The 26751-nt window shown below is 38.4% G+C and carries 21 protein-coding genes and 14 tRNA genes; 8 read left to right on the top strand and 27 right to left on the bottom strand.

Annotation, left to right across the window (positions count from 1 at the left end; all coding sequences use genetic code 11):
- Positions 1-24: 24 nt before the first annotated feature.
- The 6 genes from PPBDW_RS06520 to PPBDW_RS06495 form a co-directional block, all read right to left on the bottom strand.
- The gene (locus tag PPBDW_RS06520; protein ID WP_054262003.1) at positions 25-2994 is read right to left on the bottom strand and encodes a bifunctional diguanylate cyclase/phosphodiesterase; all 2970 of its coding nucleotides are present in this window, start codon (positions 2992-2994) and stop codon (positions 25-27) included.
- Between the two features lie 185 nt (positions 2995-3179).
- Entirely contained in the window at positions 3180-4412 is a 1233-nt protein-coding gene (gene arsJ / locus PPBDW_RS06515; RefSeq protein WP_036794191.1) for an organoarsenical effux MFS transporter ArsJ, read from the bottom strand.
- A gap of 41 nt (positions 4413-4453) precedes the next feature.
- Positions 4454-5452, bottom strand: coding sequence for an ArsJ-associated glyceraldehyde-3-phosphate dehydrogenase (locus PPBDW_RS06510; RefSeq protein WP_036794190.1), 999 nt, complete (start codon positions 5450-5452; stop codon positions 4454-4456).
- A gap of 173 nt (positions 5453-5625) precedes the next feature.
- Positions 5626-6147 carry a phosphatase domain-containing putative toxin gene (locus PPBDW_RS06505; protein ID WP_036794189.1) on the bottom strand — a complete coding sequence of 174 codons (522 nt, stop codon included), beginning with the start codon at positions 6145-6147 and terminating at the stop codon, positions 5626-5628.
- 14 nt (positions 6148-6161) lie between these two features.
- Positions 6162-6947, bottom strand: coding sequence for a metalloregulator ArsR/SmtB family transcription factor (locus tag PPBDW_RS06500; RefSeq protein ID WP_036794188.1), 786 nt, complete (start codon positions 6945-6947; stop codon positions 6162-6164).
- 115 nt (positions 6948-7062) lie between these two features.
- Entirely contained in the window at positions 7063-7671 is a 609-nt protein-coding gene (locus tag PPBDW_RS06495) for a 2OG-Fe(II) oxygenase (protein ID WP_036796323.1), read from the bottom strand.
- Positions 7672-7932: 261 nt separating this feature from the next.
- Between PPBDW_RS06495 and PPBDW_RS06490 the strand changes: the two genes are divergently transcribed.
- On the top strand, positions 7933-8790 hold the full coding sequence (locus tag PPBDW_RS06490) for a DMT family transporter (RefSeq protein ID WP_036794187.1): 858 nt from the start codon (positions 7933-7935) through the stop codon (positions 8788-8790).
- 77 nt (positions 8791-8867) lie between these two features.
- Here the strand turns inward: PPBDW_RS06490 and PPBDW_RS06485 are convergent, their stop codons facing one another.
- The 4 genes from PPBDW_RS06485 to PPBDW_RS06470 form a co-directional block, all read right to left on the bottom strand.
- Complete coding sequence (locus tag PPBDW_RS06485) at positions 8868-9380, bottom strand: RNA methyltransferase (protein WP_036794184.1); 513 nt, start codon at positions 9378-9380, stop codon at positions 8868-8870.
- A gap of 190 nt (positions 9381-9570) precedes the next feature.
- A complete protein-coding gene (locus PPBDW_RS06480; RefSeq protein ID WP_036794182.1) occupies positions 9571-10071 on the bottom strand; it encodes a hypothetical protein in 501 nt (166 codons plus the stop codon).
- A gap of 159 nt (positions 10072-10230) precedes the next feature.
- Positions 10231-11286, bottom strand: coding sequence for an ACR3 family arsenite efflux transporter (gene arsB, locus PPBDW_RS06475; RefSeq protein ID WP_036794180.1), 1056 nt, complete (start codon positions 11284-11286; stop codon positions 10231-10233).
- Positions 11287-11379: 93 nt separating this feature from the next.
- Positions 11380-11721, bottom strand: coding sequence for an ArsR/SmtB family transcription factor (locus PPBDW_RS06470; protein ID WP_036794179.1), 342 nt, complete (start codon positions 11719-11721; stop codon positions 11380-11382).
- A gap of 465 nt (positions 11722-12186) precedes the next feature.
- Here PPBDW_RS06470 and PPBDW_RS06465 point away from each other — a divergent pair, with 465 nt between their 5' ends.
- Positions 12187-13143, top strand: coding sequence for a metallophosphoesterase (locus tag PPBDW_RS06465; RefSeq protein ID WP_181950641.1), 957 nt, complete (start codon positions 12187-12189; stop codon positions 13141-13143).
- 225 nt (positions 13144-13368) lie between these two features.
- On the opposite strand, the gene PPBDW_RS06460 is transcribed toward PPBDW_RS06465, so the two are convergent.
- From PPBDW_RS06460 to PPBDW_RS06395, 14 genes are all read right to left on the bottom strand, one after another.
- A tRNA-Leu gene (locus tag PPBDW_RS06460) sits at positions 13369-13453 on the bottom strand.
- Positions 13454-13472: 19 nt separating this feature from the next.
- A tRNA-Cys gene (locus tag PPBDW_RS06455) sits at positions 13473-13546 on the bottom strand.
- A 52-nt stretch (positions 13547-13598) separates the two neighbouring features.
- A tRNA-Leu gene (locus tag PPBDW_RS06450) sits at positions 13599-13685 on the bottom strand.
- Between the two features lie 67 nt (positions 13686-13752).
- A tRNA-Leu gene (locus PPBDW_RS06445) sits at positions 13753-13834 on the bottom strand.
- Positions 13835-13853: 19 nt separating this feature from the next.
- Positions 13854-13927: transfer RNA gene (locus PPBDW_RS06440), tRNA-Cys, on the bottom strand.
- 52 nt (positions 13928-13979) lie between these two features.
- A tRNA-Leu gene (locus PPBDW_RS06435) sits at positions 13980-14066 on the bottom strand.
- 170 nt (positions 14067-14236) lie between these two features.
- Positions 14237-14312: transfer RNA gene (locus tag PPBDW_RS06430), tRNA-Gly, on the bottom strand.
- Positions 14313-14329: 17 nt separating this feature from the next.
- A tRNA-Cys gene (locus PPBDW_RS06425) sits at positions 14330-14403 on the bottom strand.
- Positions 14404-14455: 52 nt separating this feature from the next.
- Positions 14456-14542, bottom strand: a tRNA-Leu gene (locus PPBDW_RS06420).
- A gap of 170 nt (positions 14543-14712) precedes the next feature.
- Positions 14713-14788: transfer RNA gene (locus tag PPBDW_RS06415), tRNA-Gly, on the bottom strand.
- A gap of 17 nt (positions 14789-14805) precedes the next feature.
- A tRNA-Cys gene (locus tag PPBDW_RS06410) sits at positions 14806-14879 on the bottom strand.
- Positions 14880-14931: 52 nt separating this feature from the next.
- Positions 14932-15018: transfer RNA gene (locus PPBDW_RS06405), tRNA-Leu, on the bottom strand.
- A gap of 170 nt (positions 15019-15188) precedes the next feature.
- A tRNA-Gly gene (locus PPBDW_RS06400) sits at positions 15189-15264 on the bottom strand.
- 17 nt (positions 15265-15281) lie between these two features.
- A tRNA-Cys gene (locus PPBDW_RS06395) sits at positions 15282-15355 on the bottom strand.
- A 528-nt stretch (positions 15356-15883) separates the two neighbouring features.
- Here PPBDW_RS06395 and nirB point away from each other — a divergent pair.
- The 4 genes from nirB to cobA all read left to right on the top strand — a co-directional run bounded on the left by nirB (position 15884) and on the right by cobA (position 20567).
- Positions 15884-18451, top strand: a complete 2568-nt coding sequence (gene nirB / locus PPBDW_RS06390; protein WP_036794175.1) for a nitrite reductase large subunit NirB — start codon at positions 15884-15886, stop codon at positions 18449-18451.
- Positions 18448-18774 carry a nitrite reductase small subunit NirD gene (gene nirD / locus PPBDW_RS06385; RefSeq protein WP_036794174.1) on the top strand — a complete coding sequence of 109 codons (327 nt, stop codon included), beginning with the start codon at positions 18448-18450 and terminating at the stop codon, positions 18772-18774. The genes nirB and nirD overlap by 4 nt, the downstream gene beginning before the upstream one ends.
- Before the next feature lie 111 nt (positions 18775-18885).
- Entirely contained in the window at positions 18886-19704 is an 819-nt protein-coding gene (nirC, locus tag PPBDW_RS06380) for a nitrite transporter NirC (protein ID WP_036794172.1), read from the top strand.
- A 38-nt stretch (positions 19705-19742) separates the two neighbouring features.
- The gene (gene cobA, locus PPBDW_RS06375; protein ID WP_036794170.1) at positions 19743-20567 is read left to right on the top strand and encodes a uroporphyrinogen-III C-methyltransferase; all 825 of its coding nucleotides are present in this window, start codon (positions 19743-19745) and stop codon (positions 20565-20567) included.
- An 87-nt stretch (positions 20568-20654) separates the two neighbouring features.
- Here cobA and pgsA read toward each other — a convergent pair whose 3' ends face one another.
- The 3 genes from pgsA to uvrY all read right to left on the bottom strand — a co-directional run bounded on the left by pgsA (position 20655) and on the right by uvrY (position 23844).
- Positions 20655-21212, bottom strand: coding sequence for a CDP-diacylglycerol--glycerol-3-phosphate 3-phosphatidyltransferase (gene pgsA / locus PPBDW_RS06370; protein ID WP_036796322.1), 558 nt, complete (start codon positions 21210-21212; stop codon positions 20655-20657).
- A 134-nt stretch (positions 21213-21346) separates the two neighbouring features.
- Positions 21347-23200 (bottom strand): excinuclease ABC subunit UvrC, encoded by a 1854-nt coding sequence (gene uvrC, locus PPBDW_RS06365; protein ID WP_156312881.1) that lies wholly within the window; start codon positions 23198-23200, stop codon positions 21347-21349.
- A complete protein-coding gene (gene uvrY, locus PPBDW_RS06360) occupies positions 23200-23844 on the bottom strand; it encodes a UvrY/SirA/GacA family response regulator transcription factor (protein ID WP_036794168.1) in 645 nt (214 codons plus the stop codon). The genes uvrC and uvrY overlap by 1 nt, the downstream gene beginning before the upstream one ends.
- A 657-nt stretch (positions 23845-24501) precedes the next feature.
- On the opposite strand from uvrY, the gene PPBDW_RS06355 reads away from it, so the two are divergent.
- Both PPBDW_RS06355 and PPBDW_RS06350 read left to right on the top strand, forming a co-directional pair.
- The gene (locus PPBDW_RS06355; RefSeq protein ID WP_036794166.1) at positions 24502-25053 is read left to right on the top strand and encodes an ECF-type riboflavin transporter substrate-binding protein; all 552 of its coding nucleotides are present in this window, start codon (positions 24502-24504) and stop codon (positions 25051-25053) included.
- 2 nt (positions 25054-25055) lie between these two features.
- A complete protein-coding gene (locus PPBDW_RS06350; RefSeq protein WP_036794164.1) occupies positions 25056-26750 on the top strand; it encodes an ABC transporter ATP-binding protein in 1695 nt (564 codons plus the stop codon).
- Position 26751 lies beyond the last annotated feature (1 nt).

The following is a 26751-nucleotide window of genomic DNA, read 5'->3' as shown; positions in this document are numbered from 1 at the left end:
TTACGAATAAAAGTAATGATAAATTTACTGTAGGAGCTTGGTATCGATATTATCTATACTTATATCGCCATTACGTGCTTTAAGTATCATAATAGCATCATCAATTGCGACTGCTGGACTATAATAATAACCTTGAATATAGTGACAAGACATTGATGACAAAATATCTAATTGTGCTTGTGTTTCAACCCCTTCAGCGACAACCTCAACATTTAATTTACAACTTAGGTCAATCACCAGTGATACCAACATTTGGCTTTCTTTACTATGCTCAATATCAACAATAAAACTGCGATCAATCTTAATAATGTCCGGTTTTATATCAATAATTGCAGCTAATGATGAATACCCCGTACCAAAATCATCTAATGAGATTGCAATCCCTCGCTCTCTAAATGCAGCTAGAATCTCAAGAATATTTTTACCATCATCAAGTGCTGTTGACTCGGTTATTTCAATCATAATTGCACTATAGGGTAAATTGTAGTTATTTATTATCTCAAAAATATATTCTTGATTATGTTGTGAAAACTCTTTCACCGAATGATTAATAGAAAAAATAACATCTCTAAAACCACAACGATGAATACGATCTAAATCGGCACAAGCTTTTTCAAAAACTTGCTGGCCTAACATACCAATTAAACCATAACGTTCAGCAATTGGAATAAAAACACTTGGAGGAATGAAACCATCGTGTTCATCATACCATCGCGCTAGTGCCTCAAATTTACACACTGTTCCCGTTTTATTATCAATAATCGGTTGATAATAAACTGATATTTTTTTGTCTTTGATAGCGTGTTTTAATTTATCGCGTAATTTTAACTTACGAATATATTCATGTTGTAATTGTTGGTCATAAACACAAACACCATTTCGACCTAACCACTTTTGCTCATACATTGCATAATCTGCATTTTTTAATAATGCTTGATGCGTCGTTCCACTTTCAGGATATGATGATATACCAATACTGATCGTTAGATTTATCTCAATATCATTACACTTTATTGGCTTTGATATGATATCGACCAATTTAGCTGCAATATTTTGGGCGTAATTAACATCTTTGCCTTTAATCAATACCGCATACTCATCGCCGCCATAGCGACAAATAATACTATGTTCACACACGGTATCTCTAAGAATAGAGGCAACTTCTTTTAAAACATTATCACCAAAGTCGTGGCCATAAAGATCATTAAATATTTTGAAATCGTCAAGATCAATGAATAACAGAGAACATACAGAAGTAGATGAAATATCTTCAATATTATTATTTATTTTTGCTATCTGTTTTTCAACTTTTTCAATAAATCGACGGCGGTTCATTAATCCCGTTAGCATATCGTTGTCAGCTAATAACCTTAATTTTTTCTCAGTTTGCTTTCTAGAACTAATATCATGAAATACACCGACATAATTAATAACATTATGATCATCTTCAATTTTATTAATCGTCATTTCTTCTGGATAAATAACACCGTCACTACGCCGATTATGTAGTTGTCCTTGCCATGCTCCAGTCGTTTCAAGGCTATGCCACATTTGCTGATAAAATTCTAAATTATGGTAGCCAGATGCTAATATACGAGGGTTTTTACCTATAATATCTGCTTGATTATAACCAGTAACAGTTTCAAAGGCTTTGTTAACTGATATTATATTATTATCTTGATCGGTAATAACAATACATTCAGAGGTATTATCAAACACTGTTTTTGCAAGTGTTAATTTTTGTGCCGCTAACACCGTAGCGGTTATATCAATCAATACACCAACAATACTATCACTACGATTACTATTATTTGATTCTATGATATTGCCTTTACAATTAAACCAACGGCATACTGTGTGCTTATTTTTTGGTTGTAATCTAAACTCTACATCGATGGATATTGCATCACCATTACGTAATTTTGAAAAAGACTCAATAACGGCTAGTCGATCATCTTTATGGACCATTGCCAACCAATCATTAAGATTATTAACACTACTTTTACTAACCGATAATATTTCCCAGAATTTAGGTGATGTTATTAACTTTTGCGTTTCTAAATTATATTCCCATATACCTTCAGCAACGGCATTATAAGTCATTGTTAATTTATTTGATGCTTGATTCAACTTATTAGAAATATGATAGAAATCAGTGATATCTTGTAAAATACCTTTAATTAATGTTGCCACACCATTTATATCTCGTAGAATATGGCAGTGCTCTCGCAGATATTTAACATCACCTTCAGGTAAAACAATACGATATATAATGCTATAACTCATATTCGTGCTATTTATCATTTCATCTTTTAGTTCAGAAACTCTGACACGATCATCTGGATGAATAAAATCATTAATAACGTCATTATTAGGTACAAAAGTATCAATATCGCATTGAAAAATACGATAAATTTCTCGACTCCAATAATAACAATTTATCACTAAGTCTAACTGCCAATTACCCAACTTAGCTTCTTGCTGACACTCTTCCATTTCCCGAAGTAATTTTTTCTGTGATGACAATAGTGCAAGATACTCTACGTCTGAACCAAGAATATCGCCAAGAACGTTACACCACTCTCCATGTAAGTCTTTAGAGAATAAACTGGAAGATTCAAATAAGCATCCAATAACACCAATGACCTCTCCTCGACGAGAAAATATGGGTAATCCTAAATAATATTGAAACAGCTGATGAGTAATTATTTGATTAAATGGGTATATCTGAGATATATTTTTAGAAAAATAGCAAGGCTTACCCGATAATATCATTTTCTTACAAAGAGTATTATCAATAGAGTAAGTAAATATTGTATTCGAAACATGACCATCAATATAATAGGCTAATGATGTCGCTTTGTGATGTATCTTATCGAAGTAAGCAATATAACAATGTGCAGGCTTAAACATATCGTAAACACTATGAAGAGCTTCTTGTATAAACTCACGACCATAGCTATTTCTTTTTAGGGCTTTTAGTGTTGTAACCATAAGTAATCAGCGGCCTAAGCAATATATCTAGACAAATAATTATCTTTGATACAATATTAAAATAAGGATTGTACAATATACCGTACATCATAGTTTAATTAAAGAACACCTCTATTGATAAATATCGTTATTGAATATCTTTTGATAAATATCACTTTCGCCCTAAAAGCCCCTATTAAATGAGTTTAAACCGACACAATTCTAGTATTTTTACGCGGTAACCATAATGAAATAATCGTCGTTAGTACAATAAAAGCAAACGCAATCCATATGCACATAGATAATCCATAAAGTTGATAAACCGCACCAGAAAGTAATGTTCCTATTAAGCGTCCCATAGCATTAGCCATATAATAAAAACCAACATCTAAACTTACACCATCGTCTTTAGCATAACTAACTATTAAATAAGAATGTAATGAAGAGTTAATAGCAAAAATAGCGCCAAAAATCATTAATCCAAGAATAATGATTAATTGAGGGTACCAATTAAGTTGTAATGCTAATGCAATTCCACCAGTCACAGCAGCTAATACACTGGCCCATAACAAAGCTGCCCGTCCATCAGGTATAATACCTTCAGCCTTACCGGTAATTTTAGGGGCAATGCTTTGCACTAAACCATAGCCAATAACCCAGACAGCCAGAAAGCTACCAACAAGTAAATAATCCCAACCAAAGACTTGGCCTAAGTACAAAGGTAACGCAATCACAAACCACACATCACGTGCACCAAAGAGAAACATTCTTGCTGCTGAAAGTATATTAATACTACGACTTTTTGAAAATATTTGACTAAATTTTATCTTATTCTTAGCCTTACCTAAGTCTTTATCAAGCCACAATAAACTGCAGATGAACACGCTACTCAATACACAAGCCATCGCGACAACCGCACCTTGGAACCCAATTAACGTTAATAATGCCCCACCTAAAAAGAACCCAACACCTTTTAGAGCATTCTTTGAACCCGTTAGCAATGCAATCCACTTATATAACGAACTTTGTTGATCATTAGGTACTAACGTTTTAATCGCACTTTTAGCACTCATCTTATTTAAATCTTTTGCAATACCAGATAATGCTTGTGCAAACATCACCCATATAACCGTTAAATTCGCTGATGGTACAGCAAGCATTAACAAAGCAATGACTTGCATGAATAAACCGATATTCATGGTGCGGTTCAAGCCTAATCGAGCTCCAAGCCAACCACCAATTAAATTAGTTACTACCCCAAAAAATTCATAAAACAGAAATAATGATGCGATTTCTAATGGGCTATAACCTAGTTGGTGAAAATGTAATACCACCAACATCCGCAATGCGCCGTCAGTCAAAGTAAAGTTCCAATAATTGAACGTCACTAACATATATTGACGCACGCCACTGGGTAGTTGACTCAGTTTCGCTAACATAAAATACTCACTTACCTACTAACAATATTGATTACCAAAGATTAACAACCAACTTTACGAATTAATTCCGCAGTTCGCGTGGCATAGCCCATTTCGTTGTCATACCACGCATAAATCTTCACCATTCGTTGATTAACCACCATCGTTGATAGCGCATCAATAATGGTTGAACGTTGATCTCCACGGTAATCAACTGACACTAAAGGCCTTACTTCAAAACCTAAAATACCCCTCAGTTCTGTTTCAGATGCTGTTTTCAATAATTGGTTAACTTCCTCAATAGACGTGTCACGCTCGACATCAAAAATAATATCCGTTAGTGATGCATTGGCTAAGGGGACACGCACAGCATGGCCATCAATTTTACCAGCTAGATCTGGGAAAATTTCTACAATCGCTTTAGCAGAACCCGTCGTTGTTGGTATTAAACTCATACCGCACGCGCGAGCACGACGTAAATCTTTATGCGGTGCATCTAAAATAGTTTGGGTATTGGTTAAATTATGAATAGTTGTAAATGAAGCCTGCTTAATACCAAGATGTTCATGAATGACTTTAACAACCGGTGCAATACAGTTGGTAGTACAAGATGCTGCAGTAACAATACGGTGTTTTTCAGCATTAAATAAATGATCATTAACACCAACGACAACATTCAATACTCCCTCTTCTTTCACTGGCGCAGAAACGACAACACGCTTTACGCCCTGTTGTAAGTATTGATTAAGATATTGAGTATCACGGTGAACACCCGTTGCTTCTAATACGACATCACAACCAGACCAATCAACATCTTCGATTTTCGATTGCTGACAATACTCAATAGATTGGCCATTAATCACTATTTGACCGTTATCAACAGTAACCGCATGTGACCAGCGTCCTTGAATAGAGTCAAATTCAAGTAGGTGAGCCAATGTATTAACATCACCGGCAACATCATTAATTAATACAAACTCAATTTCAGACCAATCAAATGCAGCCCGTAATGCTAAGCGACCAATTCGGCCAAATCCATTAATTCCAACTTTAATTGCCATCGTCATCTCCTTGTTGTGAACAGCCAATACATTCGATATTCCATATATATGGAATATCGAATGTATCAGCCACAAAAAAGAAAATAAACCTTTTTTCTATTAAATAATTTTAAGAGAGCCTAAAAGCAAAAAACCCCGCATCAGCGAGGTTCATAATAAATTCTTATTGGCAATTAACGCCCTGCAGTGTCATTCCACTGAGCAATATAATCGATATGAGGCTGACGCGTAAAAGCAGCTGGCCGCTGTGCCTGAATTGCTGCAATTGTCTCTTCAAAAGGCTTACCACGAGCAAGTAAAATACGTGCGGCTAATAATCCTGTACGACCTGATCCGCCCTTACAATGCGCAACGACAAACTCGCCATTATTAAGTGCTATTTGCGCCGCATCATTAGCGCGTTGCCACTTAGGTTCAAATTCAGCGGTAGGTGCACAGTCATCTTCAATAGGTACATGAAACCATTGCATACCTAATAATTTACACGCTTCGGCTAATAATTCGACACCTTGATCAGGTAAATCACCATCTTCTAATGCAGTTAATACTACCGTTGCTCCTGCTGCTTTCAGCTGACGCAAGCTCGTGATTGCATTAACTCCTTTTGTACCTGGGCATGGTGTTAATAGTAAACCACCTTTTGTAGGGGTAGCTTCATTTAATGGTAGTGTCCAAACGGGATGTTGATTATCCATAACTGTAACAACTCCTACTCTTTTATAACGTTAATTAATTGTGGTATTTTTCTATTTTTTATTGCACTTAAACGTATTTTTTCTTGATTAATCAATGCTGGTTGCCCATTACGTACCGTATCGAACGTATGGCGAATCCATAACGGTAAATCAGAAGGAAAATGATAAAAAATCCATACCCCTTCACGTTGATCATGTAATACACCACTGTCACGTAATAATGCTAAATGACGAGAAACTTTAGGCTGACTAACCTGCAATGCTTTGGTTAAATCTCCTACAGATAAAGCAAGTTCATCATGAATCAGCATCAAAATACGTAATCGTAATGGATCACTCATTATTTTAAATAATTCAACCGCACCAATAGTACCTGATTGGTTATCACCATTAAGCATTAAAAATAATGCTATCTTAGCTTTTAAACCATCAAAGACATCATAAAACCCTTGAGCCCCTGATTGTGGCTTAGGATCTTTAAAATCCCAGTGAATTAACGCATCAGAATCAGGAAAGAGCGCACATTCTTTACTGGCTTTATCGCACAACGTTATCACAACATCAAAATGTTGATTTTGTAAGCTTGATGCTGAAACACTGGTTAAATTATCCGCATTAACATTATGATAATTAAGTACTTCATATACTCGAGGATCAACACTTTCAGGTGCCATCCCCGCGCTCATTATTTCAAATTGGCCAATGGTGGCTGCACTGTCTCGGCACATATGACGCATCAAAGCTTCTGCAAGTTGCGAACGAGCGGAGTTACCAGTACAAAGAAACAAAATACGTTTCACAGTACACCTTCTGAATAACCGTTGGAAACAACATCATATACGACAAAGCATATATAACAACCTCAACTGTTAAAAAAGTGCCTCTTCTTGATTAGATTATTTATTTAACTCTATATTAACGAGCGATATCTAATTGATTACCACTCACACCGTTGGTTCTAAACCAACCAGCGATACTAAAACGTTGCTGTGTAACAGGTAGTACTTCATGTGGAAACAATTCAGATAAGAACACCACTAACCGACCCGCCTTCGGATCTAAAGTTGCTAATTCGTTATCGTCTAAATCATACATTTTAATACGACCACCATGTTCTGGTTGCCAATCATTATTGAGATAAAATACCGTCGTTAATTTACGGTTTTCTTGGCCACGGAAACAATCTAAATGCTTTTGATAAAAATCACCTTGCTCATATTTAGCAAAGTGCGCTTCATACTCAAATAAACCTAAGAAAAGATGACGATTAACTTCCATACGAATCTCGTCCATACGTTGTAAAAAGTCAGTAACAGGCTGGCCCATATCAGATGATAACCATTGAATTTTATCACTTCTAATCGCTTTTTTAGTCATATATTCATCATTACGACCGATACCAGCTTGACTCCAGTCAGCTGGAATACATGCTTTTAGTTCAATGACTTCATCCTGAGTTAAAAAGTCATCCCAAACAAACCACCCCTGGGTGAATAAAGCATCAATAAGTTTGCCGTCGTTCATAATCATTCTAATCCGAAAGAAAAAAACGTTATAAGGGCAGACACATCTTACGACAAATCACAAAAATCATCATAACTATGAAATTTTTTTCTTAAATAGACTATGACATATACAATATTAGATTCAGCTGTTGATTAATCCAAACAGATAGTGATTAATACGATATAAACATAAAGTTTATTAAACGCTCATCACGTATTCGACAAAAAATATTGATTAATACGTTAATTTACTGGTTTAAATTTATGGGAAACCTTTGTTATGAGCGATAAAAATCGCGGATTATTATTGGCTTTTATTGGCATAATGATACTGAGCTTTGATAGCTTATTTGTAAAATTATCCGACTCCAGTGCATGGAATGTACTTTTTTGGCGCGGCGCATTTCAATGTATCGTCCTTGTGATTGTTCAACTGCTTTATAATCGGAAGCAATTTACAGCTGAAATCTCACGTCCTTCTTTATCACTTTTAGGATTAGGCTTTATTTTTGCAGCCTCAACAGTCTGTTTTATTGAGTCATTACATTACACCCAAGTAGCAAGTACACTGGTTATTATCAATACTGCGCCTTTCTTTACTGCTATTTTAGGTTTCTTAATCTTAAAAGAAAAATTGAAATGGCCAACATTACTGGCTATCGGTGTCGCTACCAGTGGTATTTGGATTATCTTTGCTTTTGCTCCTGCTGGCGGACAATGGGTAGGTAATCTACTCGCATTAATTACCGCATTAGCAACCGCAATCTATTTAGTTGCTATGCGTAAAACTAAAGGTGAGCAAGCAGTAAATATATTGATTGTGGCCGGATTTATGATCGCTGTATTTGCTTACATCAAAGGGGCTCAACCTTTTTCGCTATCACACATTCAAATGATCTACCTGCTAATATTAGGCGGTGTCATCGTACCTGGTTCTTATCTATGTATCTCAAAGTCAACTGCCTATATTCCAGCAGCTCAAACAAGCTTAATTTTGCTGATGGAAATTTTATTAGGCCCTTTATATGTATTTTTAGTGATTGGAGAACAACCATCTTTAAATGATATTTTAGGTGGCGCAATTATCTTAGTGACACTGGGGATCTATACTATGTGGGATATTAAGCAGTCGGCGTAATATATAAAACACCGTAATCAAATTACCGCCGTTCGTATTTACAACGGCGATAATCTATCGGACTTTTTATAACAATATTATTTAACACTTACACGTAGGTTATTTTTATTATCACGATTTTGGCGAATATGTTCATCACTCTGTGTAATATTTTCTTGTTTTGCAAGACGATCATATAAAACAACATTTACTGATGCGGCTAAATTCATGCAACCTACAGTGGGTACATAAACAACATGATCGGCTCTATCTGCCACATCTTGTGAAATTGAACCATCTTCAGGTCCAAAAATATAAATCGCTTTTTCTGGATGTTGAAAATGTGGTAATAATGTTGCTCCTTCTGCAAAGTCAACACAAACAATCTTCATATCTTGTGGCAGATCATCAAGCATTGATTCAACACCAGACAACGGAATAGTCTGTGCTACTTTCTTAGTATCTGTCTGAAACTTTGCAGCTTTATCGTAACGGGTTCCCGTATAAATAACAGCATCGGCTTTATAACAACCAGCAGCTCTGAGCACAGCACCGATATTGGTTGGACTTTTAGGATTACTTAATCCAATGATGACTGATGCATCTTTCATGTCAGGAATACCTTATTTTTTTAGCTTAACCACAAATATAAAGAAGGGATCATTATACTGAAATTGCTACTTTACAGAAAGAAGTAACAAAACTTAGCGTTATGATAACCGTTAGATTAGGGCTTTATCGTGTATGAGCCTCAATAAAGGTAGTGTGCCTAACACCACCTTATACCATCAAAACTAACGGCTAAATTTCAGTATTATCTATCAACCGCTTAAACAGCCAGCCTTGTGCTAAGCTGTCTATTGTTTGTTGTATCGATTCATCTATAGCTTGGGCTTCTTCCCCACTATACATATCAAGGATGGTAGTAAAAAACGGCAGATATGGAATAATTGATACATAAAGTTTATTACTCTCAGGCTCTACTTTTACTTCAATATCATAAGCCTTTAAATTACGAGACTCTTTATCGATAATATGTACCAAATTAAAACGAATGGTATTAGGATCTTTGTCATCGATAGTCGCACGATACCCGACGAGTTTGTCACTATCTCCCATCGAATGATACTGTCCTTCAGCAAGATCTACCCCCTCTTCTATCAACATTGCTAACATGTCTGCCCGCTCGAAAGGCACATCCGTTACAAATGATGATTCGTCAGAAAAGTCTTCAATAGAACCATCTTCAATATCGTCATCAAATATAGATCGGGTATAAGTTGTTACGACATGATTTGTCATACTTGCAGTCCTAATGTTCGGTTTATTATAAATAAAGTAAGAGAGAAGATAGGGTTATACGGGATTACATTTTATCTGCAACACAAATTATAAAATCCATCAATAAACCCACTGATTCTTCTCTCTACATTATTTCAATATACCCTTTATTTTAAAGACTTACGGGTAGTATTTTTGTTTCATTTTCAGCGCAACATTCACTAAAGCAATTAACACAGGCACTTCAACCAAAGGACCTATTACACCCGCAAATGCTTGATCTGAATTCAATCCAAACACTGAGATAGATACCGCAATCGCTAACTCGAAATTGTTCCCTGTCGCTGTAAAAGCAATAGAGGCATTCTTGTCATAAGGAATACCCATTCTCTTACCAGCAAAGAAACTAATAAAAAACATTAAAACAAAGTAAATAACGAGTGGTACAGCAACACGAAAAACATCCATTGGTAAGGCTAAAATCATATCGCCTTTAAGACTGAACATCAGCACAATAGTTGCTAGTAGCGCAATGAGTGTTATCGGTGAAATACGAGGAATAAAGACCTCGTTATACCAACGCTCACCTTTCTTAGCGACAAGCCACTTACGGCTAACAAAACCAGCAAGAAAAGGAATACCAAGATAAATCAACACACTTTCTGCGATATCAATAATAGATATATTAATAGCAAAACCCTGATAACCAAATAATGGTGGCAATACAGTAATAAACAACCACGCCATAATACTGTAAGTCAAAATTTGAAATACACTGTTTAATGCAACCAATGTAGCGCCATACTCTTTATTTCCGCCACCAATATCATTCCAGACTAATACCATCGCAATACAACGAGCCAAACCAATCAAAATAATACCGACCATATAGCCAGGATGATCGCCGAGAAATATGAGTGCAAGGGTGAACATTAAGATCGGACCGATAATCCAATTCATAATCAAAGATAACGTAAGAGCTTGCTTATCTTTGGTCACACTCCCCATTAAGCTGTAATTCACTTTAGCAAGAGGAGGATACATCATAAGAATTAAACCAATCGCAAGGGGTACATTAGTACTACCAACAGACATCGCCTCATTCCATAGTGCTACTTCAGGGAAAACGGCCCCAATACCAACACCAATGATCATTGCAATAAAGATCCAGACCGTTAAGTAACGGTCGAGAAAACGTATTTTATTATTAGAACGCTTTAAAACTTCAGTCGCCATAGTAACTTTCCACCCCGTTAATCGTTAATCGTCGAATTACGATTAATATTCATAGCTTAGTCCAATTTTACTTACAAAACCTTTAATTAAAAATTAAGACAAGAAATCTGAGAATTTAGTGTTGAACTTGTTGAGCGCTTCACGATTAATGCGATAACACACTTTAGGAGGGTTTGGCTCTGCTGTAATGAAATTAGCTTGCTTTAATATACGTAAGTGTTCAGAAACAGTCGATTGCGCTAAACCCAACTCAGAAACAAAATCACTGTTCAAACAACCATCCATTGCGTCTAAAGTATGCAAAATATGCAGAATGCGCAAACGAGCTGGGTGTGATAATGCTTTAGCTTGAGCGGCTAAAATCTGTTCATCATTAAATTGTTGGTCTGTTGCTACAAAAGAAATACGGGAAGAATCAGAGCATTTATTATTCATTTGTTTACACCAAAATCGCTTATCGTCGATTTACGATACTATATGTTCGACTATGAAGCAAAATAAATTAACATCGAATCTTTCAAATTCGAACAGCCTTTAGTAAAAAACCGCCCATAAAAGCATACTCTCAACGGTATATTTAGCTAAAATACTAGCAATACTGTATTAAGATAATACTTACTTTATAGGATTAATTCATTGAATTTTGTTTTGGATAATATCGGCACAATAACGTTATTTTTATTAGTGTTTACTGTTGTTGTTAGTTGGTTATTTCACTCTAAAGAGTTTGCCATCATTAGAGGCGTTATTTTAACGGTTTATAGTTTAGTTTTTGTTACTATATTTGACACCTTGGTTAGTTTCATCCCTCCTTTGCTTATATTGTTGTTATATAGTTTAGTATTTATAGACACCTTGCTTCTTATTCGACCAAAGATGCAACCTTTTTGGGTTCGCGTTGTGATAAATTGGCCTGGACAATGGTTTTTAGGTGCAACAATAATCGCATTTCCTTGGGCACTATGGCTACTATTTTTTAACAGTGCTGATTTTTTGTATATCCCTTATATACTTGGTTTAATCGGTATATTACAAAATTTCCGTATTTCTGAAGAATGTATTGTTATCGATCTCAATGATAACGCACAGCCATCACAACTGAGTCGCTTAGAGTTAGCGCCACCAAGTTCAAATAATAACGACACACTGCAGATTATCCAGTTAACCGATCCGCATTTAGGCCCATATATGTCGGTTGCCCGTCTTCAACATATTTGTAAAAACGCAGTCAATAAACAACCGGATCTTATTTTATTAACGGGCGACTTTTTGACCATGGAGTCAAAAAGCTCACTACAAATACTGTCGCAATCACTCCAGCCATTAAAAGACTATAGCGGCAAAGTATTCGCTTGTATGGGTAACCATGATTACGAAGCACCAGAAATAGTAAAGACAGCCTTGGCTAACAATAATATTACTTTGTTGATAGATGAAGCGCAGATAGTACAAACTCAACTTGGCCCAGTTGAAGTTATTGGCTTTGATTCTCACGCTAAAGATAGAAAACTTAAACTCAGCAAAGCAATTAAAAGCTTACCGAATGAAAAGAATATCATCGCAAGTATTGCTATGCTGCATGATCCAACTCACCTTTCAGATCTACCTCTAATGAACCACCCTATTGATTTATACTTAAGTGGTCATACACATGGTGGTCTTATGGGATTAGTCAGTTTAGGATTAAAAACGACGGTAATTAGTCTATTTTCGAAGTCACCAGATCATGGCTTATGGGGAATTGATGATACCAAGTTATATGTCCATCGAGGTACAGGGCATTATGGCTTTCCTTTTCGATTAGGCGTACCAACAGAGCATAGTGTTATCAAGGTTAGATTAAAGAAATCAAAATAATAGTAATAGTACAGTGATAATTTAGGCTTCGATTCACTGTACTATTACTGCCATCAACTCATCACCATCAGATAAATTATTAGCATAAATATGAGTAGCAACAACCGTTTTACGAAGTCATTTTAACGGAATGGGACAGGAAGTTGACCAGAAAAAGACAGGATTAAGCTAATGAATAGAAACAAAAAAAGCCCCACTCTTTCGAATGAGGCTTTCTCTTGAAAATGGTGCCCGAGGACGGACTTGAACCGTCACTCCCGAAGGAAACGGATTTTGAATCCGTCGTGTATACCAATTTCACCACTCGGGCTTGTATTCTCATAAGAGAATGGAGGCGCGTCCCGGAGTCGAACCGAGGTACACGGATTTGCAATCCGCTGCATAGCCACTCTGCCAACGCGCCAATGTTGCTAGATTTCTCTAGGCTGTTGTTAATTACTTAACAACTAAATAGATGGTGCCCCGGGCCGGACTTGAACCGGCACAGCGCGAACGCCGAGGGATTTTAAATCCCTTGTGTCTACCAATTCCACCACCAGGGCACGCAATTTCTTGCGATGGGTAAGACACCATCTGTAAATACCGCCTAAGCCGTATCTTTTAATTTGNTGCCCGAGGACGGACTTGAACCGTCACTCCCGAAGGAAACGGATTTTGAATCCGTCGTGTATACCAATTTCACCACTCGGGCTTGTATTCTCATAAGAGAATGGAGGCGCGTCCCGGAGTCGAACCGAGGTACACGGATTTGCAATCCGCTGCATAGCCACTCTGCCAACGCGCCAACGTTGCTAGATTTCTCTAGGCTGTTGTTAATTACTTAACAACTAAATAGATGGTGCCCCGGGCCGGACTTGAACCGGCACAGCGCGAACGCCGAGGGATTTTAAATCCCTTGTGTCTACCAATTCCACCACCAGGGCACGCAATTTCTTGCGATGGGTAAGACACCATCTGTAAATACCGCCTAAGCTGTATCTTTTAATTTTGAGCAACACACGAGGTTCCCGATCTTGTAAACTCAGGCGTGACCTCAACATTGTTGAGTCACCTCTTGTATTGCTGAATACTGACAACATCAATATTCTTAAATTGGAGCGACACACGAGGTTCGAACTCGTGACCTCAACCTTGGCAAGGTTGCGCTCTACCAGCTGAGCTAGTGTCGCATATTCTCATAAGAGAATGGAGGCGCGTCCCGGAGTCGAACCGAGGTACACGGATTTGCAATCCGCTGCATAGCCACTCTGCCAACGCGCCAACGTTGCTAGATTTCTCTAGGCTGTTGTTAATTACTTAACAACTAAATAGATGGTGCCCCGGGCCGGACTTGAACCGGCACAGCGCGAACGCCGAGGGATTTTAAATCCCTTGTGTCTACCAATTCCACCACCAGGGCACGCAATTTCTTGCGATGGGTAAGACACCATCTGTAAATACCGCCTAAGCCGTATCTTTTAATTTGGAGCGACACACGAGGTTCCCGATCTTGTAAACTCAGGCGTGACCTCAACAATGTTGAGTCACCTCTTGTATTGCTGAATACTGACAACATCAATATTCTTAAATTGGAGCGACACACGAGGTTCGAACTCGTGACCTCAACCTTGGCAAGGTTGCGCTCTACCAGCTGAGCTAGTGTCGCATATTCTCATAAGAGAATGGAGGCGCGTCCCGGAGTCGAACCGAGGTACACGGATTTGCAATCCGCTGCATAGCCACTCTGCCAACGCGCCAACGTTGCTAGATTTCTCTAGGCTGTTGTTAATTACTTAACAACTAAATAGATGGTGCCCCGGGCCGGACTTGAACCGGCACAGCGCGAACGCCGAGGGATTTTAAATCCCTTGTGTCTACCAATTCCACCACCAGGGCACGCAATTTCTTGCGATGGGTAAGACACCATCTGTAAATACCGCCTAAGCCGTATCTTTTAATTTTGAGCAACACACGAGGTTCCCGATCTTATAAACTCAGGCGTGACCTCAACATTGTTGAGTCACCTCTTGTATTGCTGAATACTGACAACATCAATATTCTTAAATTGGAGCGACACACGAGGTTCGAACTCGTGACCTCAACCTTGGCAAGGTTGCGCTCTACCAGCTGAGCTAGTGTCGCATATTCTCATAAGAGAATGGAGGCGCGTCCCGGAGTCGAACCGAGGTACACGGATTTGCAATCCGCTGCATAGCCACTCTGCCAACGCGCCATATCGTAAAGAATTATATTCTTCACTAACCTTAGCGAGTAACCCGCTGCGGTATGTGGTGTAATTTACTGATTTTACGGACTGAGTCAACGAAAAATTATGACTTTTTATTTAAGTGGTCATTTTCCGTTACATCCACCTAAAAATCAGCCCATTTCTGATCAAAATCCACTCGCATCAAAATAATCACGATAAATTTAAAGGTTATCATCTCTTCTTAACTGCAATTGGTGTTTTATACTAAACCCCGATAATTATCTTTATTCCCACTTAAATTGCATCTTGCTATTCACTATACCTACTAAAAATAAAGCCACCACCGTATTACCCCTAAAAATACAATCTCTAAAACAAAGCCACCTACTATACATAAGACCAAACCAATAAGAGTTAATATTTACCTCTAATTATTTGATTTTAAAGCATACCCCTTTAGGGTTATTTAAAGTTGGATTTGATTTGCATCATATTTATTCTACTTAACTATCAATAAGATTATCGTAATTCACGATGTTGTTAAGAGGATTTATGAGCAAAGTCAAAATAGCGATTATTGGTAACGGTATGGTTGGTCACCGCTATATCGAAGAACTAATCGATAAAGCTGACATGGATAAATACGACGTTACTGTCTTTTGTGAAGAACCACGCGTTGCTTATGATAGAGTTCATCTCTCATCTTATTTCTCTCACCACACGGCAGAAGAGCTATCACTCGTCAAACACGGTTTTTATCAAAAACATGGCATTAATGTCTTATTAGGCGAACGCGCCATTACAATTAACCGTGATCAAAAACTCATTTACTCTAACAGTGGTCGTGAAGTTCATTACGATAAATTGATCCTAGCAACGGGTTCATACCCTTGGGTTCCACCCATTAAAGGTAATGAATCAAAAGACTGTTTTGTTTATCGCACCATTGAAGATCTTAAAGCCATCGAAGCTACCGCTAAACACAGTAAAAGTGGTGTTGTCGTGGGGGGTGGTCTACTCGGGTTAGAAGCTGCTGGCGCACTAAAAGCATTAGGGGTTGATACTCATGTGATTGAGTTTGCACCGGTACTTATGGCTGAACAGCTTGACCCACATGGCGGCGCACAACTTCGAAAAAAAATCGAACAACTTGGGGTTGTGGTTCATACAGGTAAAAACACTCAAGAAATTATTGCTAAAGGTGAACATGCCCGTAATACATTAGCATTTGCCGATGGTACCTCCCTTGAAGTCGACTTTATTGTTTTTTCTACTGGTATTCGGCCACAAGATAAGCTTGCCCACCATTGTGGTTTAGGATTAGGTAATCGTGGCGGTATTGCGATTAATGACCACTGCCAAACATCTGATAACGATATTTACGCTATTGGCGAGTGTGCCTCATGGAACGACACGTTTTTTGGCTTAGTCGCTCCTGGTTATAAAATGGCTCAAATTGCTGTTGGCCATTTACTTGGCGAATCTCACACCTTTGAAGGCGCTGATATGAGCGCTAAATTAAAATTACTCGGTGTTAAAGTCGGCAGCATTGGTGACGCTAATGGTCGTACCCCCAACAGCAAAAGCTATGTATACCTAAATGAGCAGCAAGATGTTTATAAACGTATTATTGTTTCAGAAGATGGCAAACAACTTTTAGGTGCTGTCTTAGTTGGTGATACCGCTGACTATGGTAATTTACTGCAACTTAAATTAAATAATATTGAGTTACCTAAAAACCCGGATAGCTTAATTTTACCAGCCCATGCAGGTGCAGATAAACCCGCAATGGGAGCAGATGCACTACCTGATAGTGCTGTAATGTGTTCATGCTTTGATGTAACCAAAGGCAAGATCGCAGCTGCGGTTGCGGAAGGCCATACAACACTTGGAGAGATAAAAGCCGTCACTAAAGCAGGAACGGGGTGTGGTGGTTGTGTACCGTTGATTACTCAAGTCCTCAACAGCGAACTTGCTAAAGCCGGTATTGAAGTTAAAAATCATCTTTGTGAACACTTTGAATATTCTCGCCAAGAATTACTTCACCTCATTCGCGTAGAAGAAATCACCTCGTTTGAGGCTTTGCTTACCAAATATGGTAAAGGCTATGGCTGTGAAGTTTGTAAGCCAACGATCGGTTCAATCCTTGCTTCGTGTTGGAATGAATACGCCCTCACCCCTCAAAATACACCATTGCAAGATACCAATGATATTTTCCTTGGCAATATGCAAAAAGACGGTACCTACTCAGTCATTCCTCGTATGGCTGGCGGTGAAGTCACTCCTGCGGGATTATTAGCCTTAGCACAAATCGCTAATGATTATCAGCTTTATACCAAGATCACAGGTGCACAGCGTATTGGCCTTTTTGGTGCTCAAAAAGATGATTTACCACAAATTTGGCAACGTTTGATTGATGCAGGGTTTGAGACTGGCCAAGCCTATGCCAAAGCACTACGCATGGCAAAAACATGTGTCGGCAGTACTTGGTGTCGTTTTGGTGTGCAAGATAGCGTCGGCTTAGGTGTCCAGCTTGAAAACCGTTACAAAGGTATTCGCACCCCACATAAGATGAAATTCGGCGTTTCAGGCTGTACTCGCGAATGTGCCGAAGCACAGGGTAAAGATTTAGGTATTATTGCTACCGATGCAGGTTGGAATATGTATGTCGGCGGTAATGGCGGTATGAAACCACGCCATGCTGATTTATTTGCAGCGGATCTTGATACTGCAACCTTAATTAAATACATCGATCGCTACTTAATGTTTTACATTCGCACAGCCGACAAATTACAACGTACTTCAACTTGGCTAACGAGCTTAGAAGGCGGCGTTGATTATCTTAAAGAAGTTATTATCAACGATAAGTTAGGCCTTAACCAACAACTTGAAGCGGATGCAGAAAGGCTAATTGCCAGTTACCACTGTGAGTGGAAAACCACCCTTAGCAATGAGCAGCAGCTAAAACGTTTTGCCCACTTTATTAATAGTACTAAGCGTGATGACAACGTTATTTTTGTGTCTGAACGTGAACAACATCGTCCCGCTACTATTCATGAAAAAGCAATCAGTAATAAACAAGAAACAACCGTTACTCTCTCATTGGAGGAAAAAGCATGAGTCAGTGGATTACTGTATGTAGCCTTGATGATTTAATTCCTGGCACTGGTATTTGTGCATTAATTGGCGATCAACAAGTAGCAATTTTCCGTCCAGATCATAGTGAACAACTTTTTGCTCTCAATAATAAAGATCCGTTTGCACAATCAAATGTCCTCTCTCGTGGAATTATTTGTCAACATCAAGATCAACTTTGGGTCGCAAGTCCACTCAAAAAACAACGCTTCTCGTTAATTGATGGTCATTGTTTAGAACAACCTGAAATCAAAATCACTTGTTATCAGATCCAAGTACAACAAGGTCAAGTACAAGTAAGTTTGTAATTAGAGCAGTAATGAGTTTGGCAGAAGTTGCCAAACTCTTTTGCCATAGGTTGAGGCGACAAACTGTCATTAACCTATGACAAACAGTTTTAATTATTACAGGGAAAACGTATGTACACTGATACCATCAAAAAATGTTCAGCAAATGCTGCTCGTATTGTTGAATTTGCACAAAAAGAAAAATTAGGCTTCTGGCTAAGTTCAGCGATGGCGGGCGCCTATGTCGGCTTAGGCATTATTTTAATTTTTACGCTAGGTAATATGGTTGATCCAAGTATTAGGCCTCTTGTTATGGGAGCCACATTTGGTATCGCCTTAACATTAGTCATTATCGCAGGATCTGAACTTTACACCGGACACACTATGTTTTTAACTTTTGGTGTAAAAACGGGTCAAATTACCGTTGCAGATACAATGCGTGTTTTACCTCAAACATGGATGGGTAACTTATTAGGATCTGTCGGTGTTGCGCTACTTTTCTTCTATGCTGGCGGTGGTAACCTTTTAAATGATAGTAACAGTCTATTAAACAATGTTGCGCTAGCAAAAACGACCGCTCCAGCTTCAGTATTACTGTTTAAAGGTATTCTTTGTAACTGGCTTGTTTGTTTAGCCATTTGGATGTGTCAACGAGTTGAAGGCTCTGCGAAATTCATCGCTATTTGGTGGTGTTTATTAGCCTTCATCGCTTCAGGCTATGAGCACTCTATCGCGAACATGACTATTTTTGCACTATCTTGGTTCGGTGTACATAAAGAGGAATTATCCCTTGCAGGTATTGGTCATAACCTCCTTTGGGTAACAATCGGTAATACTATCTCTGGCGTAGTATTTATGGGATTAGGTTATTGGTTCACCACACCAAAATCACAACGTCCGATCATTCAACCGACATCAACAGACACTCAACCGCAACCACAAACAGTGTAATCATACCGATAATAATGACACAGCCTTGGAGCAAATGTATGCCACAACAAGACGCCTTATATACTTTATCTACTTCAAAAAATATCGGTAAAGTGATCCTTGTAGGTGCTGGACCTGGTGATCCTGACTTGCTAACAGTAAAAGCAATGCGTTTGATTCAACAGGCTGATGTCATTGTTTATGATCGTTTAGTCTCTGATGAAATCGTTGCAATGTTCCCACCTCATAGCCATCTTATTTTTGTCGGTAAAGAAGCAGGAAATCACTGTGTTCCCCAGCAGCAAATAAATAGTTTATTGGTTGAGCATGCACTTGCAGGTAAACAGGTAATACGCCTAAAAGGTGGTGACCCGTTCATTTTTGGTCGTGGTGGTGAGGAATTAGAGGCATTACTGTCATTCAATATTCCTTTTGAAGTTGTACCAGGGATCACCGCAGCATCAGGTTGTGCCGCCTATGCTGGCATTCCATTAACCCATCGTGATCATGCCCAAAGTGTACAATTTATTACTGGGCATTTAAAACAAGGCCAAGATCAAATTGATTGGTTATCACTAGCGCGAGCTAAACATACGTTAGTGTTTTATATGGGATTAAATCAAAGCAGTATGATTCGCCATAAACTCAGTGCTTATGGTATGTCACTCACAACACCCATCGCAATTATTGAGCGTGGCACAACCGCCCACCAGCGAGTTTTAACGGGAGAATTAGCCCAAATAGAAACACTCGCAAAACAAGCTGCTAGCCCAGCTCTCATTATTATAGGTAGCGTAACCCAGTTATCACAACAACTGAATTGGTTTAATCAACAAACAGATTCAATCATCAATATTGAACAAACTATGCAACGTTACGGTTAATCAATACGAATTTATCTAATACTAGAAACAAAAATGGCGAGCTAATTAGCTCGCCATTTCTTTATCTGTTAACCAACCAAGATTTTGTTAGTGATTATCTGCATTTAACAAATCACCTTTAGCGGCTTTAAGATATTGCACCATTGACCAGTAAGTTAACACCATTGCAATATAAAGCGATGCATAACCTAACCACACAACATATTCATGCGGATGCCATAGTAGTAATAATAATGCGAACATTTGAGAGGCTGTTTTAACTTTACCCACCCATGAAACCGCTACACTTGCACGTTTACCTAGTTCAGCCATCCACTCACGCAGTGCTGAAATAATAATTTCACGTCCAATCATAGTAATCGCAGGTACTGTCACCCACAACGTATGATAATGTTCAACCACTAGCACCATTGCGGTTACGACCATTAATTTATCCGCAACAGGATCAATAAAGGCACCAAAACGGGTCGTTTGGTTGAGCTTACGCGCAAGATAACCATCAAACCAATCAGTTACACCTGCAATCCAAAAGATTAACGCAGTAGCAAACGCCGACCATTCATACGGTAAATAAAAGGTAATAACAAAAAATGGGATAAGAATGAGCCGGATAAAACTTAAAATATTTGGGATTGATAAACGCATAATTTTATTCTTATGTTCAAGATCTGGGCCTAACATACAATCTAGACTACTCTAAAAAAACTAAAAGAGTGTGCCTTTTCTGTAAATTCAACCAATTAAAGTACTGTAGCAATGATGACCTTCAAAGCGACAGACTAACCATGTTGCAATGCATCGACTATTTTTTCCGCTAAAGCTAAACTGATACCAGGCACTTTAGCAATTTCTTCTTTATTTGCTTTTTTCAGTTCTTGCATTCCACCCATGTATTTTAATAAAGCCTGACGTCGTTTAGGTCCAACTCCCTCGACATCTTCAAGTGTACTACGTTTTCTTACTTTTGCTCTCTGGGCACGGTGACCACTGATCGCATGATTATGACTTTCATCGCGAATATGTTGTATTAAATGTAACGCGGGAGAATCACTTGGCATAGAAAATTCTTCACCAGTCACGAAAATTAAAGTCTCAAGCCCTGGTTTTCGCGTGGTTCCCTTTGCAACACCAACTAACATTGGTCGTTTTGGCCACTCAGCAATATATGATTTTATAACATCATACGCTCTTGAGAGCTGACCTCTACCCCCATCTATGAAAATTATGTCTGGAATTTTATCTAATTCCATGTTTTTACTATATCTGCGCTCCAATACTTGTGCCATTGCAGCATAATCATCGCCACCAGTGATACCACTAATATTATACCGACGATATTCTTGCTTTAATGGGCCTTCGTGATTAAAGACCACACAAGATGCCACGGTTTTTTCGCCCATGGTATGACTAATATCAAAACATTCCATGCGTGAGATAGGTTTTAAATTTAAAGCTTGTTGTAGGGCAAAGAAACGTTCTTGAATCGTCATGCGATGATTCAATTTACTGGTTAGCGCCGTTGCAGCATTAGTTTGTGCTAATTTCAGATATTTTGCTCGCGTACCCCGAGGATGGTATTTAATCGTGATTTTGCGCCCAGCTAACTCTGACAGTGCAGTTAAAATTGCATCACTATCATCCCCTAGTTCCTCACTCAATAAAATAATACTCGGAATAACACGTCCTTCCGCCTGATTAAAATAAAACTGAGTTACAAAACTTGATAATACTTCTGTCAGCGAAGCATCTACTGGCATTTTAGGAAAATAACTGCGACTGCCTAAAATTTTACCCTGACGAATATATAAACCATGAATACACGCCATTCCATTTTGGTGAGCAATACCAATAACATCTAAATCGTCTTGATTATCTTGACTAACAAATTGTTGTTCTTGAATGCGACGTAAAGCTTGGATCTGATCGCGATAAACAGCTGCTCGTTCAAAATCGAGTGCCATACTGGCCTGCTCCATTTTTTCGACCATGGTGTTGATCACTTGGCGATCTTTACCTTGTAAGAATAAACGCACCCATTGTACTTGTTGCTGGTAATCCTCATCAGACACTAGACCGGCAACACAAGGGCCTGAACAACGACCAATTTGATACATTAAACAAGGACGACTACGGTTAGCATAAACCGAATCTTCACATTGACGGATAGGAAATATTTTTTGCATTAGATGCAAACTTTCACGCACAGCAGAAACATCAGGATAGGGACCAAAATATTCACCTTTACGACGCTTTACACCGCGATGAATAGATAGTCGAGGATGTTTACTAGCACTTAACAAAATATAAGGATAAGACTTATCATCACGTAATAAGACATTATATTTAGGTAAATACTGCTTAATATAATTGTGTTCGAGGATTAATGCTTCTGTTTCTGTATGGGTTACAGTCACATCAACTTTACAAATATTTTTAACTAACGCGCGCGTTTTTTCACCGCTAACATTAATACGGAAATAGCTGGATAAGCGTTTTTTAAGATCTTTTGCCTTACCAACATAAATTACATCACCGCTGGCGTCATACATACGGTAGACGCCAGGTTGGTGAGTGACTGTTTTGAGAAAACTTTGGGCATCAAAAACAGTACCATCATCCACATGCTCAGACACTACAAGGTCTCAGTATCAAGCATACCATGACGAATCGCTAGATGTGTTAATTCAACATCGCCACTAATATTTAACTTATTAAATAAACGATAACGATAACTATTCACAGTCTTAGGACTTAAACTCAATTGTTCTGATATATCGGTAACTTTTTGGCCTTTAGTGATCATCATCATGATCTGTAATTCACGCTCTGACAGTTCTTTAAATGGATTTTCTGAATCGGGCGCGAACTGACTTAAAGCCATTTGTTGAGCAATTTCAGATGAAATATATCGCTGACCACTGTTAACCATACGAATGGCGTTAACCATTTCATCTGGCCCAGCACCTTTAGTTAAATAACCCGAGGCGCCGGCTTGCATAACTTTAGTTGGAAACGGATTTTCCGTATGTACCGTTAATACAATAATTTTAACATCCGGGTTGAAGCGCAAAATTTTACGGGTAGCTTCAAGACCGCCGATGCCTGGCATATTCATATCCATAAGAATAATGTCTGCATGATTGCTACGACACCACTTTACGGCTTCCTCACCACTGATGGCTTCCCCTACCACTTTTATACCACGGACATCTTCAAGAAGACGTCGGATCCCTGTGCGAACCAGTTCGTGATCATCTACAAGGAATACATTAATCAAGCTGTATCTCCAATGATTTGGCTCTGCACCCTGCCACTATGGCGGGATAGCTAACTCACTAATACTTATAATTCTACCTCAACTTCAAGATTAACCTCATACTGATTCTGTGTCTCAGTGCAAAGTTTCACATAAAGTTAAGACTTGACAGTTTACGGTTATCTATTTTTTACACACTGCAAAATAATGACCGTTGTTCGATTATTGTCTATTTTATAATAAAAATAAAGCCCCAAAAAATGAGTATATTTATATGGTTAAAATACCATGATAAAAAATAACCAAATCAGCAAGCTATAACAGTTTATTAACCTAATTTTGGTAACAAAAACTAATGCTGATTATTCTTTAGCCGTCTAGATGTAAAGCATTCCTTTCCGAGAAAGATTACGTTATCATAGCGCCGCTTTTGGTTTTACATTTTACTATATACTACGTTTTCATACTGAAAAGACTTATAACGCTCTTACTTAATAATGGATTATTAGTGCTGAGTTGCCCTTGAAGATGGTTCCAACTATCACAGTGCACTCTGCTAATTGGCATGGCCTGTCTAATCTGTAACATGACGATTACAACCATAAGCATTTGTATATCCAATTATTGCATTTCATCGATGACTGAATGTCTCGATGGCTGAGTTAACAAGGTTAAGTTATGAGTCTTTCTGCTAAAACAGTTGTTGTTATTGCAATTGGTGCAGCCTTATATGGCATAGGTGGTTTACCTATGTTCGGTATTCCTGTTTTTGCCAATACTACCCTTAAACCTGCAATGGCTGTATTAGCCTTATTTGCAGTTCTCTTCGGCCCATTGGTTGGATTTCTGGTTGGTATTATTGGTCACTGGGTGACTGATCTCTTTGCAGGCTGGGGAGTATGGTTCACATGGGAACTTGGCTCTGGCATTGTTGGCTTAATTATTGGTCTCTATCCTATTCTCACTCGTGGCCGCTTAGAAATGGGACTATTTTCTAAACTTGATTTTAGTCTATTTGTGCTACTTGCATTCATTGCCAACGTTGTCGGCTATGGCTGCTCTGCTTTCCTTGATGCTGTACTTTATGCCGAACCTTTTACTAAGGTACTGGTGCAACTCGTTATTATTGCATTAAGTAATACCGTTATTATTGCCTTTGTCGGTCATTTAATTCTGACTTCGGTGGCTAAGCGTAAGCAGCAAAGCTTCAACCTAAAAGAGGCTTATTAATAATGAGTATCGTCTTTAATAACTTTTCGTTTAAGTATTGGGCTCTTGAAAACCCCACTCTCAAAAATATTAATCTAACCATCAATAAAGGCGAAAAAATTGCCATTATTGGTCCAAGTGGTTGTGGTAAATCGACCTTAGGCCAATGCCTGAATGGGCTTATTCCTCATGCGATTAAGGGAGATTGTAGTGGCGAGTTATACATTAATGGTAAAAACACCCGCACCTTAGATCTTGATCACTGTACCAGTATGGTCGGTACTGTATTGCAAGATACTGATGGTCAGTTTGTAGGATTAAGTGTCGGCGAAGATATTGCTTTTGCACTTGAAAACCAAATGATTCCGCAACAAAAGATGCGTGAAATTGTACAAGCCACCGCGAATATGGTCGATTTAAACAGTATTTTATATCACTCCCCTTTTGATTTAAGTGGCGGCCAAAAACAACGTGTATCCCTCGCTGGTGTGATGGTGGATGACGTTGATATTTTATTATTTGATGAGCCTCTTGCTAGCCTCGATCCTAAAACAGGTAAAGCAGCAATTGAAATCATTGATAATTTGCATAAAGATTCTGATAAAACGGTCATTCTTATTGAACACCGTTTAGAGGATGTATTACACCGCCCGATCGATCGTATTATTATGATGGAGCGTGGTGAAATCATTGCAGATATGACACCAGATGAGCTGTTAGCCAGTCCGTTATTACAACAACATGGTATTCGTGAGCCGTTATATATTTCCGCAATCAAAGCCGCGGGATGCACGATCACTGCTGAAGATAAGCCGGCTTATTTTTCCACGATTAAGCTTGATAAATTCAAACCTCAAATCGAAGATTGGTTCCATCAAGTTAAACAGCCACAAGTAGAACCAATAAACGATGTGCTACTAAGCGTTAACAACCTTAGCTATTCTTATGATGGTATTCGCAACACACTAGATGATGTCAGCTTTGATATTCATAAAGGTGAGTTTGTTGCCATTATGGGAAAAAATGGCTCTGGTAAATCAACCATCACCCGTTTGATTATGGGTGTATTAGAAGCCGATAACGGTACTATCACTCTCGATGGTAAAGATTTAGCTAACCAATCTATTTTTGAGCGTAGCCAGCATATTGGTGTCGTAATGCAAAACCCCAATCATATGATCTCACATCATATGATTTTTGATGAAGTTGCATCGGGTCTACGTAACCGTGGTATGGATGAGGCACAAATTAAGATAAAAGTAGAAGCGACGCTTAAACTTTGTGGTCTGGGTCGCTATCACCACTGGCCAGTCGATGCCTTAAGCTTTGGCCAGAAAAAGCGCGTCACCATTGCGACAATGTTAGTCCTTGAACCTGATTTGCTCATCCTAGATGAACCAACTGCAGGCCAAGATTACCATCACTACACTGCTATGATGGCCTTTATTCAAGAGCTAAATCAAAAGCTAGGACTTACGATTGTGATTATTTCACATGATATGCACTTAGTACTTGAATATACCCAGCGTGCTATTGTGATTGCCGATAATCGCTTACTTACCGATGATAAGGTCAATCATATTTTTAGCCAGCCAGCATTACTGGATCAAGCCAACTTAACCGTTACGAGCTTATATTCACTCGCTCAAGCAATCGGAATTGAGCAGATTGATCAATTTATTCGCTGTTTTATCGCCCACGAAGTAAAAAATAAATAAC

Origin of the sequence: Photobacterium kishitanii, from assembly GCF_000613045.3 — a bacterium.
GTDB classification, from domain to species: domain Bacteria; phylum Pseudomonadota; class Gammaproteobacteria; order Enterobacterales; family Vibrionaceae; genus Photobacterium; species Photobacterium kishitanii.
This window is presented reverse-complemented; position numbering and strand designations above follow the sequence as displayed.